This window comes from Tsuneonella amylolytica (assembly GCF_003626915.1).
GTDB classification, from domain to species: domain Bacteria; phylum Pseudomonadota; class Alphaproteobacteria; order Sphingomonadales; family Sphingomonadaceae; genus Tsuneonella; species Tsuneonella amylolytica.
In genome coordinates, this window is sequence record NZ_CP032570.1 from 266,242 (window position 1) to 281,627 (window position 15,386).

Annotated in this window: 13 protein-coding genes; 2 read left to right on the plus strand and 11 right to left on the minus strand. The window is 67.9% G+C overall.

The genetic code is table 11. The features are described 5' to 3' along the window. Positions 1-62: 62 nt before the first annotated feature. Both D4766_RS01305 and D4766_RS01310 read left to right on the plus strand, forming a co-directional pair. On the plus strand, positions 63-1,826 hold the full coding sequence (locus D4766_RS01305) for a cation:proton antiporter domain-containing protein (protein ID WP_120715826.1): 1,764 nt from the start codon (positions 63-65) through the stop codon (positions 1,824-1,826). Between the two features lie 42 nt (positions 1,827-1,868). Beyond that, complete coding sequence (locus D4766_RS01310) at positions 1,869-2,048, plus strand: hypothetical protein (protein ID WP_162935614.1); 180 nt, start codon at positions 1,869-1,871, stop codon at positions 2,046-2,048. Positions 2,049-2,054: 6 nt separating this feature from the next. Here the strand turns inward: D4766_RS01310 and alaS are convergent, their stop codons facing one another. From alaS to dapA, 11 genes are all read right to left on the minus strand, one after another. After that, entirely contained in the window at positions 2,055-4,718 is a 2,664-nt protein-coding gene (gene alaS, locus D4766_RS01315; RefSeq protein WP_120717981.1) for an alanine--tRNA ligase, read from the minus strand. Positions 4,719-4,821: 103 nt separating this feature from the next. After that, positions 4,822-5,649, minus strand: a complete 828-nt coding sequence (locus tag D4766_RS01320; RefSeq protein WP_120715828.1) for a class I SAM-dependent methyltransferase — start codon at positions 5,647-5,649, stop codon at positions 4,822-4,824. A 153-nt stretch (positions 5,650-5,802) separates the two neighbouring features. Then, on the minus strand, positions 5,803-6,873 hold the full coding sequence (gene recA, locus D4766_RS01325) for a recombinase RecA (RefSeq protein ID WP_120715829.1): 1,071 nt from the start codon (positions 6,871-6,873) through the stop codon (positions 5,803-5,805). A 135-nt stretch (positions 6,874-7,008) separates the two neighbouring features. Beyond that, positions 7,009-8,679, minus strand: coding sequence for a DUF4139 domain-containing protein (locus D4766_RS01330; RefSeq protein ID WP_120715830.1), 1,671 nt, complete (start codon positions 8,677-8,679; stop codon positions 7,009-7,011). A 53-nt stretch (positions 8,680-8,732) separates the two neighbouring features. Then, positions 8,733-10,259 (minus strand): DUF4139 domain-containing protein, encoded by a 1,527-nt coding sequence (locus tag D4766_RS01335; protein ID WP_120715831.1) that lies wholly within the window; start codon positions 10,257-10,259, stop codon positions 8,733-8,735. Positions 10,260-10,337: 78 nt separating this feature from the next. Next, complete coding sequence (locus tag D4766_RS01340; RefSeq protein ID WP_120715832.1) at positions 10,338-12,779, minus strand: hybrid sensor histidine kinase/response regulator; 2,442 nt, start codon at positions 12,777-12,779, stop codon at positions 10,338-10,340. Then, the gene (locus D4766_RS01345) at positions 12,776-13,345 is read right to left on the minus strand and encodes a DUF2062 domain-containing protein (RefSeq protein WP_120715833.1); all 570 of its coding nucleotides are present in this window, start codon (positions 13,343-13,345) and stop codon (positions 12,776-12,778) included. The genes D4766_RS01340 and D4766_RS01345 overlap by 4 nt, the downstream gene beginning before the upstream one ends. Positions 13,346-13,383: 38 nt before the next feature. Next, entirely contained in the window at positions 13,384-13,866 is a 483-nt protein-coding gene (gene smpB / locus D4766_RS01350; protein ID WP_120715834.1) for an SsrA-binding protein SmpB, read from the minus strand. 40 nt (positions 13,867-13,906) lie between these two features. After that, complete coding sequence (locus D4766_RS01355) at positions 13,907-14,170, minus strand: type II toxin-antitoxin system HicB family antitoxin (protein ID WP_234024849.1); 264 nt, start codon at positions 14,168-14,170, stop codon at positions 13,907-13,909. 4 nt (positions 14,171-14,174) lie between these two features. Then, positions 14,175-14,411: a type II toxin-antitoxin system HicA family toxin gene (locus tag D4766_RS01360; RefSeq protein ID WP_120715835.1), complete on the minus strand. Its 237-nt coding sequence runs from the start codon at positions 14,409-14,411 to the stop codon at positions 14,175-14,177. A 9-nt stretch (positions 14,412-14,420) separates the two neighbouring features. After that, positions 14,421-15,302, minus strand: coding sequence for a 4-hydroxy-tetrahydrodipicolinate synthase (dapA, locus tag D4766_RS01365; RefSeq protein WP_120715836.1), 882 nt, complete (start codon positions 15,300-15,302; stop codon positions 14,421-14,423). Positions 15,303-15,386 lie beyond the last annotated feature (84 nt).

The following is a 15,386-nucleotide window of genomic DNA, read 5'->3' on the forward strand; positions in this document are numbered from 1 at the left end:
GGGATGGGCACCGGCGTGGTTTCGAAAGACATCCCCGGTTCGTGTGACACGGGGCGCGCGCGGTGACGGAAGGTTTGACCCAGTCGGAAACCTTGTCCGATGCGCTCGTGATCCTCGGTGCCGCGGGAATCGTCATTCCCCTGTTTCACCGGTTCCGCATCACGCCGGTCATCGGGTTCATCCTCATCGGTGTGCTGGTGGGACCGTTCGGCCTCGGTAGGCTCGTGCCGCAGGCGCCGTGGCTCTACCATGTGACGATCACCGACCCCGAGGCGCTGGAGCCGTTCGCCGAATTCGGCATCATCTTGCTGCTGTTCACGATCGGGCTCGAGCTGTCGTTCAACAGGTTGTGGGACATGCGGCGGCTGGTTTTCGGCCTCGGTGCGCTGGAACTCATCCTGATCGGGGCGCTGCTGGCGCTGGTACTGGCGGCCACCGGCGTCGGCACGACCGCAGCGATGGCGCTGGGCTTCGCGCTGGCCCTCAGTTCCACCGCCATCGTGCTGCCCATCGCGGGGACGACCAGCCCGGTCGGAAAAGCCGCGCTGTCGATGCTGTTGTTCGAGGACATCGCGATCGTCCCGATGATCTTCATCCTTGGCGCGCTTGCCCCCTATGCCCAGGCCGACGGGGTGGAAGGGCTGATCGGCACGCTGTGGCAGGGGCTGCTGGTGGTCGGCGCGCTGCTCGTCGTGGGCCGCCTCGCGCTTCCCCGCCTCTTCGCGCAGGCCGCCCGCACGAAGAGCCCCGAACTGTTCCTCGCCGCAAGCCTGCTGGTCGTCATCGGCGCGAGCCTGGCGACCGCGGCAACCGGCCTGTCGCCCATCGTCGGCGCGCTGATCGCCGGGCTGCTCATCGCGGAGACCGAGTACCACGGCGAGGTCGAGGGGATCATCGAGCCGTTCAAGGGCCTCGCGCTCGGCATCTTCCTCATCACCGTCGGCATGGGCCTCGACCTCGCCGTCGTCTGGGCGAACCTGTGGGCGATCGCGGGTGCCGTGGCCGGCGTGGTGGCATTGAAGGCCGTGGTGACGGGCCTGCTCCTGCGGCTGATGGGTGCCCGGCGCGGGACGGCCGCGGAAACCGGCCTGCTGATGGCGAGTCCCAGCGAGACGACGCTGATCGTCCTGTCGGCCGCCACCGCCGCCCTGCTCGTCGACCGCGAAACGGCGCAGTTCTGGCAGATCGTGACCGCCATCGGCCTCACCATCACGCCGCTTCTCGCAAAGATCGGGCGGACGGTCGGCCAGCGGGTCGAACCGCTGCCGCTGGCGGAAGAGGACATGCGCGACGAATCGCGCGTCATCATCGTCGGTGCGGGCCGCGTGGGCCGTCTGGTGGCGGACATGCTGACCGTTCACGGCAAGCCCTACATCGCGATCGACAGCGATGCCGACCTCGTCGATCGCGCGCGGCGCGAGGGCTACCGGGCGACATTCGGCGACGCGGCGCGCGAGGCTGCGCTCGACCGGCTCGGCATCGACAACGCGCTGGCGGTCATCCTGACCATGGACGAGCCGGTCCTTGCCCAGCGGCTCGTATCGAAATTGCGCAAGGAATACCCCGACCTGCCCATCATCGTGCGCGCGCGCGACCTGTCCTATGCCACCGCCCTCTACCGGGCCGGTGCAAGCCATGCGGTGCCCGAAACGCTCGAAAGCTCGCTGCAACTGAGCGAGGCGGTCCTCGTCGACTTGGGCGTGGCGATGGGGCCGGTGATCGCCTCCATCCACGAAAAACGCGACGAGTTCCGCATCCAGATCCAGGAGGACGCCGCGCTCGCCCACAAGCCCAAGCTGCGAACCGGGCCGGCAGACGCAGGATAGATCGCGCCGTTCGACCGTTGGGAAAGGGAAGGAGACTGAATGATGTCAGACAAGACCAACCCTGCCGACGCCAGCGAACAACCGAAAAACCCCGCCAACCAGACGGGCGAGGAGTTCGGCAGCGTGAAAGGCCAGCAGCGGACCGATCACAACACAAAGGTGACCGACACCCCGCGCGGAAGCGAGACGGAAACCCGCAATTCCAGCAACCAACGGGGCTGATGACCCTCAGGCGTTCTGCGAAGCGAGCGCGGCCTTGACCGCCGCGATCGCTTCGGCGCCCTTGCTGCCGTCGGGACCGCCGCCCTGCGCCATGTCCGGACGGCCGCCGCCTCCCTTCCCGCCCAGCGCCTCGACCCCGGCACGCACGAGATCGACCGCGCTGATATGCCCGGTGAGGTCGTCGGTGACAGCCGCCGCGATGGCGGCCTTGCCTTCGTAGACCGCCACGATCGTGGCCACACCCGACCCGAGCCGCGACTTGGCCTCGTCGAGTAACCCGCGCAGCGCCTTCGCTTCCAGCCCGTCGATGACCTGGCCGCTAAACTTGATACCGCCGACGTCCTCGTCCGCCGGACCTGCTGCCGCGCCGCCGCCGCCGCCAAGAGCCAGCGCCCTCTTCGCGTCCGCCAATTCGCGCTCGAGCCGCTTGCGTTCGTCGAGCAACGCCGCGAGCCGCGCCGGTACTTCTTCGGGAGCTGCCCGGATCGCGGCGGCGGCGTCCTTCAGCGCGTCTTCGCGGCCGACAAGCCACTGCCGCGCCGCCTCGCCCGTCAGCGCTTCGATGCGCCTGACGCCGCTCGACACCGCGCTTTCCGACACGATGCGGAACAGTCCGATGTCGCCCGTCGCCCGCACGTGCGTGCCGCCGCACAGCTCGACCGAATAGTTGCGACCTTCTTCGCCGGCGCGGCCCATGCTCAGAACGCGCACTTCGTCGCCGTACTTTTCGCCGAACAGCGCCATCGCTCCTGCGGCGATCGCATCGTCGGGCGACATCAGGCGCGTGGTGACGATCTCGTTCGCACGGATCTCGGCGTTCACCTTGGCCTCGACCGCCGCGATGTCTTCCGCGGTGAGCGGCTTGGGATGCGAGAAATCGAAGCGGAAGCGATCTTCCGCCACCAGCGAGCCTTTCTGCGTCACGTGCTCGCCAAGCCGGTGTCGCAGCGCCGCGTGCGCGAGGTGCGTCGCCGAATGGTTGGCGCGGATCCGGTCGCGGCGATCCGCGTCGACCCAAAGATGGACCGTGTCGCCCAGCTTGATCTCGCCCGCCGCAATCGTGCCCATATGCGTGTGCAACCGTCCGAGCGGCTTGCCGGTATCTTCGACTGCGATCTTGAGGCCATCGGGGGCCGTGATCGTCCCGGCATCGCCGGCTTGGCCACCGCTTTCACCGTAGAACGGCGTCTGATTGGTCAGCACGGTCACGGTCTCGCCGGTCCTTGCCGCCTCGACTTCGACGCCGTCGACGACGAGCGCGATGACGCGGCCTTCGCCCTCGGTCGCGGTGTAGCCGGTGAACTCCGTGCCACCCTCGCGCTCCGCTATGTCGAACCACAGCTCGCCGTCGGCAGCCTGCCCGCTGCCCTTCCACGCAGCGCGGGCGGCCGCCTTCTGCTGCGCCATGGCGGCATCGAACCCCTCGCGGTCCACGGTGAGACCGCGGCTGCGGAGCGCGTCTTCGGTGAGATCGTACGGGAAGCCGTAAGTGTCGTAGAGTCGGAAGGCGGTGCCGCCGTCGAGTTCGCCCCCTTCGGCCATGTCGCCCGTCGCTTCGTCGAGCAGCTTGAGGCCGTTCGCCAGGGTACGGCGGAACTGGGTCTCCTCGCGCTCCAGCGTCTCCTCGATCAGCGGCTGCGCCCGGCCGAGTTCGGGGTAGGCTTGGCCCATCTCCGCGACGAGTGCGGGCACGAGACGATGCATCAGCGGCTCGCTCGCGCCGAGCAGGTGGGCGTGGCGCATCGCGCGGCGCATGATGCGGCGCAGAACGTAACCACGACCCTCGTTCGACGGCATCACTCCATCGGCAAGCAGGAAGCTCGTCGAACGCAGGTGATCGGCGATGACCCGGTGACTGGCGAGCGCATCGCCGTCCGCAGACGAGCGGACGGCCGCTTCGCTCGCCGCGATGAGCGCGCGGAAGGTGTCGGTGTCGAATACGTTGCGCTGGCCCTGCAGCACGCTGGCAATGCGTTCGAGGCCCATGCCGGTGTCGATGCTCGGGCGCGGGAGATCGCCGACGATGTTCTCGGCTTCCTGCACATACTGCATAAAGACGAGGTTCCAGATCTCCACGAACCGGTCGCCATCCTCGTCGGGAGAGCCCGGGGGGCCGCCCGGCACGTCTTCGCCGTAATCGTAGAATATCTCGGAGCACGGCCCGCACGGCCCATCGGGACCAGCGGCCCAGAAATTATCCTTCGTGGCGATGCGGATGATCCGCTCGTCGGGCAGGCCGGCGATCTTCTTCCACAGATCGTAAGCCGCGTCGTCGGTATGATAGACGGTCGCCGTCAACCGGTCCTTGGCGAGGCCGAGTTCCTTGTGAACGAACCCCCAGGCAAGCTCGATCGCGCGTTCCTTGAAGTAGTCGCCGAAGCTGAAGTTTCCGAGCATTTCGAAGAACGTCAGGTGACGGGCGGTATAGCCGACGTTGTCGAGATCGTTGTGCTTCCCCCCGGCCCGGACGCACTTTTGGCTGCTCGCGGCCGTGGGCGCCGGCGGGGTTTCGAGACCCGTGAAGACGTTCTTGAACGGCACCATGCCGGCCGCGACGAACATCAGTGTCGGGTCGTTGTAGGGAACGAGCGGAGCGCTCGGCATCACGCGGTGGCCGGCATCGCCGAAGTAGTCGAGGAAGGCGTGGCGAATATCGTTCGTGGAGTTCATGGCGTCGAGGCAGGTAATGGTCGCCGGGCACCGCGACAAGCGCATAAAGGCGGTCGATCCGTGCCGTGAAAGCGATCAGTCCACTCTCTGTGAGGAAGCGCGATCAAACTGAGACCAATCGGGCACTCACTATCCAAGCAGAGGCTGGGAACGAGATGGTACCGTCGATGCACCGTTCGGTCAGCAGAGATCGCAGACGATTGTCGAAGTCCTCGCGCTCGCTTCCCTTCAATTCTGAAGCGGCACGTGCGGCTGGACCGATGGACTTGAAGAAGGTTGCGGCATCTTGCAGCGCATCGTCGCCAGCCCCCGCGACGTAAGCGAAGTCGACGGGCTCAAACTCGACCCCCTCCCATCCCGCTTCGGCTAGGATCCGTTCGACGCGGTCGGGGTTGGCGAACGCGAACGGTCCGGGCTCATCTGATTGCGACGATGGTGCATCGGTGGTGGTCAGGTTCGCGATCTTGGTCGCCCATGGGTTGTGCTCGCGATTTCGGAAACACGAAAAGACGAGGCGGGCTGAGGGGGCGGCGATGCTGGCGAGATGCGAGAACGCTCCAACGGGATCGGCGAAGGACATGACCCCGTGCCGCGAGACCAGTAAGTCTGGAGCAAAGCCGTCCCGGCGCCAGGTTGCTGCGTCGGCGACTTCGAAGGAAATGTTGGGCAGTTCGCCGGTACGCTCCCGCGCGGCGGCGACGAGGGGTTCGGAAACGTCAAGGCCGAGGACTTCGGCGGACGGGTACATGCGGGCGAGAGCGAGCGACAGTTCGCCGGCGCCGCAACCGATGTCGAGCACTTGCCGCGGTCGTTCATCGACGAGGACGGCAAGCAAGCGTTCGGTGAGGGGGGCGAAGCTGCGGTCGGTGCGGGGCCATTCTTCGGCCCATTTGCGGCCTACGCGGCCTTCCCATTCGGTGCGGTCGGTCATGGCATTAAGTTGACGAAATACATGCGGACGGCAACCGCCGATCAAAGTCCAACATGGCCCGAAAACCGGAAAAGCCGGCGACGCGTGGGGGGACGCGGTCGCCGGCTTTATGGGTTGCCTGCCGGGCGGGGGGATGCCCGGAAGGATTGAGGATCAGTCGTCGGAGTCCGCGTCCGGGCCCGTCATCATCTCCTCGGCGACCTGGTCGGTCCGGCCGCGGATCGCGGCTTCCAGCCTGTCGCAAACTTCGGAATTGTCCTTGAGGTATGTCTTGGCGTTCTCGCGGCCCTGGCCGATCCGGATCGAATCGTAGCTGAACCACGAGCCCGACTTCTCGACGATGCCGGCCTTGACCCCGAGATCGAGGATTTCGCCGATCTTCGAAATGCCTTCGCCGTACATGATGTCGAATTCGACCTGCTTGAACGGCGGGGCGACCTTGTTCTTGACGACCTTCACGCGGGTCGAGTTGCCGATGATGTCGTCGCGGTCCTTGATCTGCCCGGTGCGGCGGATGTCGAGGCGAACCGAGGCGTAGAACTTGAGCGCGTTACCGCCCGTCGTCGTCTCGGGATTGCCGTACATCACGCCGATCTTCATGCGGAGCTGGTTGATGAAGATCACCATGCACTTCGACCGGTTGATCGAGCCGGTGAGCTTGCGCAGCGACTGGCTCATCAGGCGGGCCTGGAGGCCGACGTGGCTGTCGCCCATCTCGCCCTCGATCTCAGCCCGGGGGACCAGCGCCGCCACCGAGTCGACGACAAGCACGTCCACCGCGTTCGAGCGCACCAGCGTGTCGGTGATCTCGAGCGCCTGTTCGCCGGTATCGGGCTGCGAGACGATCAGTTCGTCGATGTTGACGCCCAGCTTCTTGGCATAGACCGGGTCGAGCGCATGTTCGGCGTCGACGAACGCGGCGGTGCCGCCGTTCTTCTGCGCTTCGGCGATGACGTGGAGCGCGAGCGTGGTCTTGCCCGAGCTTTCCGGCCCGTAGACCTCGATCACGCGGCCTTTCGGCAGGCCGCCGACGCCGAGCGCGATGTCGAGCCCGAGCGAACCGGTCGAAATCGATTCGACCTGCATCGCTTCCTTCTGGCCCAGCTTCATCGCCGAACCCTTGCCGAACGCGCGATCGATCTGTGCGAGCGCCGCGTCGAGCGCCTTCTGACGGTCCGTATCCACTGACTTGCCCTCTACCAACTTGAGATTCGCAGCCGCCATGACACACCCTTTCGCGCTTTGCCTAGGCCCCCGGGCAATCCGGCGGCCACCTGTCGTCCGAAAAGCGATGTATCCCCTTTGTTCCATGAGAACAAGAGTGGAACGAAAATATTTCCAACAAGCGAATCCGGCGAATTATTCGTCGATGATCGTCCATTCGAGAGTGCGCCGCCCGCCCGCCGGGACGACGACCTCCACGATCCGTGCGCCGTCCTTCACCGTTACGCCGCGCAGGCCTGCAATGTGCGCCGCGCTGCCGCCGAGTTGCACCCGCACCCGTACCGGCGACCGGTTGGCGTTCGTCGCGATTGCCTGCATGGCGACCCGCTCTCCGGGCTTGCGCTCGCGCTCCGGGTCGGCCCGCGCGCACGACAGGTACACCTGCGCGCTGGTCCCAATCTCGAGCTCCACGTCCTGCCCGTCGGCATAATCGCGCAGCCGCTGCTCGCCCACCAGCAGCTCGCCCTCGGGCGTGCTCTCGAACACGGTGAGGCCCCCCGTGGGGAGCGCCCGCCCCAGCCCGTGCGCGCGGTCGTTGACGGTCGCGAGGAGGATGCCGGCGGGCTGCGGTTCGTCAGTCACGGCCCACGGCCCGCATTCGCCCGCGTAGAGCAGCCGCCCGGTGACCGCGTCCTCGTCGAGAAAGGCGACCTGCTTCTGGCTTTTCGCCGCCAGGTCCACGCGCTCTGGCACCCGGTAGAGCTTGAGGTCCGCCAGGTCTTCCTCGCTCGCGACCATCGCCGCCCGCGAAACGCGCGAGCCGGTCACGACTATGGCGCTGCCGATGTCCTGGGCGGAAACCGGCGCCGCCATCATTGCCGGCGGGGGCGGCGGCGGCGGCGGCGGCGGATACACCCCGTCGCGGGGCACCGGGGATCCCGCCGCGGTGCTGCCGATGGGATAGCAGACCAGTTGCAGCGGCCGGCCCTCGGGCGGGTCGGCCAGCGCGGCATAGTCGCTGGTGACCTGCAGCCGCCCCGCGACCGCCATCAGTTCGGCATCGGGAAAGGACTGGCCGTTGTCGTTCACCAGCGTCAGCCAGCTGGTCAGCCGCATCCGGAGGTCATCCGCCCCTCGCCCCTCGGCCAGCGTCGCGACATAGTGCGCCTGCCAGTCGAAGCCCCACGACAGGTAGGTGAGCGTGACGGTGTAGGTGCCGCCCGCCGGGCTTGCGGTGTCGATCGAATAGACGGGCCCCGCCGAAAGCCCGGCCGGCACCCGGTCGAAGGTCAGCCGCTCGGGCAGCCCGGAACAGCGGACCGCCTCGTAACCCGCCGCCGTCTGCAGCACGAGCCCGCCGTCCGCGCGCGTGCGCACGACCGCCGCCTCGCTGCTCTCCCGCCCCGTGGCGGGATCGGTGCGCGTGATCCTTACTCGGTTGCCGAGCGTGCCGTCGACGAGGGCGCCGGGGCTGAGGAGGTCGGCGTTGCGGTTCTTCTCGATCGTGCCGCCGGGCAGGCCGGTGACGATGGCGGTCACCGCGACCATCCCTTCCGAGACACCTTCGAACCGGATCGTCGATTCGCCGGGCGGGAGGGTGACGCGGCGGGTCTCGCTGATCATCGCGAAGCCGCGGGGCATATCGGCGTCCATCGCCGCTTCGGGATCGCGGTTCGGATCGCGATAGACGGTGATCGACAGCCTGTCGGGCGCGGAAGCATCGACCGCCTCGCGGGCGAGCGCGGCCGTCGCGCTCGTCGCCAGCAGCAGCGCGCCGAGCGCAAGATAGCCCCTCCCCTTCAGGGGAGGGGTTGGGGTGGGGACCGTCCTGTCGGGCCGGGGCGCGGCGATCGCGACAGGCCCCACCCCCTGCCCCTCCCCTGGAGGGGAGGGGTGAGGAAGCGAGCGGGCGGCCACGCTCAGTACCGGGTCTCGTACGTGACGCGCACCTCGCGCCGACCGTTGGCAGGCACTGTGACGAGATACTTGCGGGTGTCGGCATTCACCTGCTCGCCCATGGCATCCTCGCTCACGATGCGGAAGTCGCGCGCCCAATACCCGGGGTCGAGGCCGCCTTGCGTCAGTTCCACCTCTACGGGCACGGACTTGGCGTTGGTGAAGGTATAGCGCATCGTCGTGCGCCAGTATTCCACCGCGCGCTCCGCAGTCACCTCGCGCACGGAGCCGTCGCCGGAGATGACGCGGTAGCGCGCGCTGCGCTGGTACTCGTCGCCGGTTATGCGATCGCGGCTCACGACCTCGGCCTGGACGAACACGTCGAAAGCATCGCCGGTGGTCAGCGTCAGCGCGCTGCCCATCGGGGTGTGGCCGATCGTGCTCTCGCCCACGAACTGCGGCGTGCCCTGCCGGTCGCGCTGGTAGAACCGCACCGTCCCGGCGGGCAGTGCATCGCCCAGCCCCTGATCGCGCGCGGTGGAAAAGCCGATCGCGCTCGACACGTTTACCGGCTGGTCGTCGCTCGCGAGCCAGCCGATCGATCGCGCGTAGACTTTCTTCGCGGGCACGGCCTGCACGTCGAGGAAGCTCACCTGCTTGGTCTGCGCGTTGGCGATCGTGGTCCGTCCGGGCAGCGGGTAAAGGTAGTAATCGCCCAACTGTTCGCGGTCGGCGGTCTGAGTCCCGGGGACCATGCGTCCCGGGCGCGGAGGCGGCGGCGGGGGGTAGCCGCGCCCGGCATAGCGCCCGCCGCTTGCCTGCGGGCTGCCGGCGACGAGCACGGTATCGGCATCGTGGAACGTCGTGCCGGTGCGGTTGGTCAGCGTCACCCAGCCCTGCATATCGGTCGTGCCTTTGGCCTCGTCGTAGAGCGCGACGTAGTCGGCGGCCCAGCCGAGCCCGCCGGTGAGGTAGCGAATCGAGGCGGGGCGCGTGCCGCCGCGGTCGCTGTCGACCGTTACCGACAGGGTCGGGCGCGCGCGCAGGTTCGGCGGCACGCCGTCGAAGATCACGCGGGTCGGCAGCCCGTCGTCGCGCAGCACCTCGATCCTCTCGCCGATGCGCACGACTACCCCGCCCGCGGTCGACAGCACCGTTGCACGCTCCCGCATCTCGGCGCCCGTGGCGGGATTGGTGCGGACCAGCGTGACCGTCTGGCCGATCGCCTTTTCCATCAGCTTGGTGGGGGTCAGGATGTCGAAGTCGAAGTTCTGTTCGACGATGCCCGCGCCGGCGGTGTTGAAGCTCAGCGTTTCGGGCCGGATCTGCGCGGACACATCGGGAAACTCGATCCGGCTGCGCCCGTTGGCGATGGCCAGCTGGCGCACGTCCTGCACCAGCGCGATGTCGTTGTTGTAGATCGTGACGGCGAGGTCGCCCTGCGCGGTGGACGCCGTCTCGCTGCCGGTGTCGATCGTCTGCGCGGTTGCCGGCGATGCGACGGCCAGACCGATGGCGGCGGCCCCGAACGCGTGGATGGTGCTGCGCATGACGTTCCCCCTGACACTTCGCCGGGCAAGCGAATGTAACTATGTATCGTGGGAGAGTGCCTCAGCCCGCCAAGCCGGTCAACCCCGCGCCGCGCCGAGGACCGCGCCGACCTTGTCGGAGATGTCCTGCACGCTGAACGGCTTCGCGATGAAGTGCATGTCGGCGATGTCGATGTCGCGCCGCAGCTGTTCCTCGGCATAGCCCGACATGAACAGGACCGGCAGGTCGGGGTGAAGGCGGCGGATCGCCTTGGCCATCGCGGGGCCGTCCATCCCCGGCATCACGACGTCGCTGACGACGAGGTCGAAGGTGCCGCCGTTCGCCACCGCGGCCAGGCCGTCCTCGCCGTCGCTGCAGGCGGTTACTTCGTAGCCTGCGCGGACGAGCGCGCGTTCGGCGACGGCGCGGACCATGTCCTCGTCCTCCACCAGCAGCAGCTTGCCCCCACCCGACCATTGCGCGGCCGGTTTGGCCTCGACCTTCGCCTTGCGTGGCACTTCGCCGTGGTGGACCGGCAGGTACACGCTGAAGCGCGCGCCGGCGCGGGCGCCGTGGGTGGCGGGCATGTTGTCGGCGAAGATGAAGCCGCCCGACTGCTTGACGATGCCGTAGACGGTGGACAGCCCGAGGCCGGTCCCGCCGAGCATGGCGCCGCCGCGCCCCTCCTTGGTGGTGAAGAACGGCTCGAAGATCTTGGCCAGGTGTTCCTCCGGGATGCCGCCGCCCGAATCCTGCACGACCAGCACGGTGTAGTCGCCTTCCGGCAGGATTTCGGAGCCCATCTTGCGCACGTCGCGGGCGGTGACCCGGCGGGTGGCGATCGACAGCTTGCCGGTGCCGTCGCCGCGCGACTGCATGGCATCGCGCGCATTGGCGGCGAGGTTCACGATGACCTGCTCCAGCTGCTGCGGATCGGCGCGCACCGCGCCCAGTTCGCGGTCGTGGTGCACCTTCAGTTCGATCTTCTCGCCCAGCAGGCGCTTCAGGAGCTGGCTGACCTCGCTCACCACATCGGGCAGCTGGAGCACTTCGGGCCGCAGGGTCTGCTGGCGGCTGAAGGCGAGAAGCTGGCGGGTGAGCGCGGCGGCGCGGTTGGAATTCGCGCGGATCTGGTTGATGTCGTCGTAGTCGCTGTCGCCCGGCGTGTGGCGCAGCAGCATGAGGTCGCAAGTGCCGATCACCGCGGTCAGCACGTTGTTGAAGTCGTGCGCCACCCCGCCCGCCAGCTGGCCGACGGCCTGCATTTTCGTCGCCTGCGCGACCTGGCGCTTCAGTCGCGCTTCCTCGGTCGTGTCGACCAGGCTGAGGAGCGTCGCGGCATCCCCCAATCCGCGCACGCCCGCGATGCCGAGACTGACCGGCTCGTCGGGCGATCCGCGCAGGCGCACGGCCATGTCGGTCGAACTTGCCGGTCCCTTGCCGAAACGCCGCACCGCGTCGACGATCGCGGCCTTGTCCTCGCGCACCACGAGATCGCTCGGAAACTGCGGCAGCGCGATCCCCTCGATCCCGGCGGCGCGGCGGAAGGGCGCGTTGGCGAACAGCATCCGCCCGTCGCGGTCGGTCATCGCGAGACCCAGCGGCAGCGCGCCCAGCAGAGCCTCGAGCTGCGGGGTCGCCGCGCCGCCCGCAGGCTCCGCCGCCCCGCCCAGCCCGATCCCCGCATCGAGCAGCAGCATCAGCCCGGCAGATTCGTCCGCACCCGGCGCGCGCGGGTCGGTCGCATCGCCGAGCGGCACGTGGATCAGCGTCTGCGGATTACCGCGCCGCCCCTCGCGCGCGAAATAGATGCGCTCGCGCTCGTCGGCGCGCAGCAGCGTGGCGAAGTCCTGCCCGGCCAGCGTGGCCGACGCATCGCCCGCTGCACGCAGGGCGAAGCCGCCGGAGGCCGCACGCACCAGCCCGTCGGGCGAGACGACCGCCGCTTCCACTCCGCTGCGCGACAGGAGCGTCCCCAGCGTGCCCGCGATCGAGCGCGCGACGTCGGCCACGAAATCCTCGTCGGCCAGCCCTTCGAACCGCCAGACGAGGTAGTCGTCGCCCCGCCCCGCGCGCTCGGCCCGGGCCGACCATGCCGCCGAGCCGTCGGCGCTTTCGATCCGGCCGGTCTCCCCCGCCCCTTCGCGCCAGGCCTCACGCACGGCGCGCGACAGCGCCTCCAGCCCGGCGCGGTCGAGCGTCAGGTTCGGCGGCGCGGTGCCGGGCCCGAACCAGTCAGTGTAGGTGCGGTTGGCGCAGACCAGCCGGTTCGCCCGGTCGACGATGGCGACGCCTTCGCGCGGGCGCTCGATGGCGGCCACGGTGACCGACCAGTCGGGCGGCGCGAGTTCGTCGCTGCGGCCCGCCGGGCGCAAGCGGACGAGCGCGGCGATGCCGGCGAGCAGAACGGCCACGCCGCCCAGGAATCCCAGCGGCGCCGCGATGCCGCCGGTCGCCAGCCACAGCGCAGCCGCCGTGACGACCGCCGCCCCGGCCAGCACCGCATAGAGCCGGGAAGGCGCCGCAGCGTCGATGGTCACTCCTGCCCCTCCAGCACCGCCGCGCGGCGGGCGTGCAGCCGGCGCGCACGCCTGGTCGCGACGATATGCCGCCAGACCCAGCCGGAGACGACAAAGCTGACCGCCGAGGCGATGATCGCGATCACCACGAGGCCGAAGCCCGTGACCAGCGTCGCCCCGGTCAGCCACTGGACCATGTCGCCGAATTCGCTGTGCTCGATGGCGGAATTGACCGGCGCGACGATGGTCGCCGCATCCACCCGCAGCATCCACGATCCCACCTTGTAGGCCAGCACCCAGATAAGCGGCGTCGTCACCGGATTGGTCACGAACGTCGTCAGCGCGGCGACCGGCACGTTGGCGCGGATCGGCAGGCACAGCAGCGCGGAGAACAGGATCTGGGCGAAGGGCAGGATGATGCCCACGAGCATACCGAGCGCGACGCCTCGCGGCACCGACCGGCGCGTGAAGCGCCACAATTCGGACCGCAGGACGCGGCTGGCGAAGGGGCGGATCCACCGGCTCCGCTCCATCTGTTCGCGGGTCGGGAGATTGCGCTGTATCCAGGCGGAGGCTTTGCCGAACATCGATTCGCCGCTGTCCTAGGGGCTGGCGAAGGCCACGGCTAGCCGCGCTCGCGCAGCAGCCGCGCCTTGTCGCGCTTCCAGTCGCGATCCTTGATCGTGGCGCGCTTGTCCTGTGCCTGCTTGCCCTTCGCGAGAGCCAGTTCGACCTTCGCGCGGCCCGTTTTGTTGAAGTAGATCGACAGCGGCACCAGCGTCATGCCCTTGCGCTCCACCGCCCCCGTCATCTTGGCGATCTCGCGGCCGTTGAGCAGCAGCTTGCGCGGCCGCTTGGGCTCGTGATTGTTGCGGTTGCCGTGGCTGAATTCGGGCACGTTGGCGTTGACCAGCCATACCTCGCCGCCGCGGATCTCGGCGTAGCTGTCGGCGATCGTCGCCTCGCCCGCACGCAGGGACTTCACCTCGGTGCCGGTGAGCATCAGCCCGGCCTCGAACTTGTCCTCGATGAAATAGTCGAACCGCGCGCGCCGGTTCTCGGCCACGGTCTTCTGCTTGTCGAAGGTTTCGGGTTTGGGGCGGGCCATTGTGTCGCGGACCTAGTGTCCGCGCGTTAATTGGCAAGCGTCAAGCGGACTGTTTCACGGGAATTTGCGAAGTCAGATCAACTGCATCTTCTTCTAACCAGCACTCGATGGCATCGTAAATGGCTGCCAAGGCTTCCTGCGGTGTCTCCCCGTCCGCAATGCAGCCCCGTAATTCGGGAGCGTACGCGACAAACCCACCGCCAAGGCGCTCGATAAGCGGCTCAACATAGACCCGATAATCGCGGACGTCGGCTTGACGAGGTAGCCGCGTGCGACTGGGGGCTTCAAAAAAACGCATACGCATGACCTTATCCCAGCTTGTCGATCATCTCTACGAGCAGGAGGATGTATACCGATTTAATGGGTTTGCGGGCGGGGATTGTCAATTTGCCGTCGATTGCCGGGTGTTCAACCTTGAAGTGCGATCCCCGCTTGGGAGATTTACAAGCCAAACCGTAGGCTCGACAAACTGCAACGACATCATCGATCTGCCAGTCTCGCGGATTGGCCCGCATCCTTTCGAGCAATTTCTCTGCACGAGCCATGTCGCAGCCCTAAACCAAACCCGCATGCTCCAGCGCGGCGTCGACCTCCCTCTTCGCCGCGTCGCTGCATTCGACCAGCGGCAGGCGGACCGCCGGGCTGATTTCGGGGAAAACCCGGCTGAGAGCGTACTTGACCGGCGCGGGGCTGGCATCTTCGAACATGGCGTAGTGCAGCGGATAGAGCCGGTCGTTGAGATCGCGCGCGCGGGCCAGATCGTTGGCGGCGCACGCCTCCTGGAATTCAGCGCACAGCGCCGGGGCGACGTTGGCGGTGACCGAGATGCAGCCGACCGCGCCTGCCGCGTTGGCCGGCAGCGACAATTCGTCGTCGCCGGACAGCTGGCAGAAGTCCTTGCCGATCCCCATCCGGTGATCGACCACGCGGGAAAGGTCGCCGCTCGCATCCTTGATGCCGACGATCTTGCCCGGGTACTTCTTGGCGAGCGCGCAGACCGTTTCGGGTTCGATGTCGGTCACGGTGCGGCCCGGCACGTTGTAGAGCACAATCGGCAGGTCGCAGTGTTCGGCAAGGTAGCTGAAATGCGCCATAAGCCCGGCTTGCTTGGGCCGGTTGTAATAGGGCGCCACGCACAGCGCGGCGGCGGCGCCGGCCTTCTTGGAAAAGTTCATGTGGAGCAGCGCGTTCATCGTGTCGTTGCTGCCGCACCCCGCGATCACCGGCACGCGGCCGGCGGCCTGTTCGACGCAGACCTCGATCACGCGGTGATGTTCGGCGTTGGACAGGGTCGATGCCTCGCCCGTCGTGCCGCACGGGACCAGCGCCTTCGAGCCGCTGTCGATCTGCCAGTCGACGAGCTTGCGGAACGCGCGTTCGTCGAACGACCCGTCGCGAAAAGGAGTCACAAGAGCGGGTATCGAGCCACTGAACATTGCGGTAGCGCCTTTGGCTGGCCCATAGCGGCCGCGAAGGGGGGTGCCTCCGCGTGCCTCGGGTAGATATCATTCAGCGCCTGA

Excerpts from the sequence above, each read along its gene's own strand:
- D4766_RS01310 (WP_162935614.1), top strand. The coding sequence starts at position 1,869 with ATGTCAGACAAGACCAACCCTGCCGACGCCAGCGAACAACCGAAAAAC.
- alaS (WP_120717981.1), bottom strand. The coding sequence starts at position 4,718 with ATGAACTCCACGAACGATATTCGCCACGCCTTCCTCGACTACTTCGGC.
- D4766_RS01320 (WP_120715828.1), bottom strand. The coding sequence starts at position 5,649 with ATGACCGACCGCACCGAATGGGAAGGCCGCGTAGGCCGCAAATGGGCC.
- recA (WP_120715829.1), bottom strand. The coding sequence starts at position 6,873 with ATGGCGGCTGCGAATCTCAAGTTGGTAGAGGGCAAGTCAGTGGATACG.
- D4766_RS01335 (WP_120715831.1), bottom strand. The coding sequence starts at position 10,259 with ATGCGCAGCACCATCCACGCGTTCGGGGCCGCCGCCATCGGTCTGGCC.
- D4766_RS01345 (WP_120715833.1), bottom strand. The coding sequence starts at position 13,345 with ATGTTCGGCAAAGCCTCCGCCTGGATACAGCGCAATCTCCCGACCCGC.
- smpB (WP_120715834.1), bottom strand. The coding sequence starts at position 13,866 with ATGGCCCGCCCCAAACCCGAAACCTTCGACAAGCAGAAGACCGTGGCC.
- D4766_RS01355 (WP_234024849.1), bottom strand. The coding sequence starts at position 14,170 with ATGCGTATGCGTTTTTTTGAAGCCCCCAGTCGCACGCGGCTACCTCGT.
- D4766_RS01360 (WP_120715835.1), bottom strand. The coding sequence starts at position 14,411 with ATGGCTCGTGCAGAGAAATTGCTCGAAAGGATGCGGGCCAATCCGCGA.
- dapA (WP_120715836.1), bottom strand. The coding sequence starts at position 15,302 with ATGTTCAGTGGCTCGATACCCGCTCTTGTGACTCCTTTTCGCGACGGG.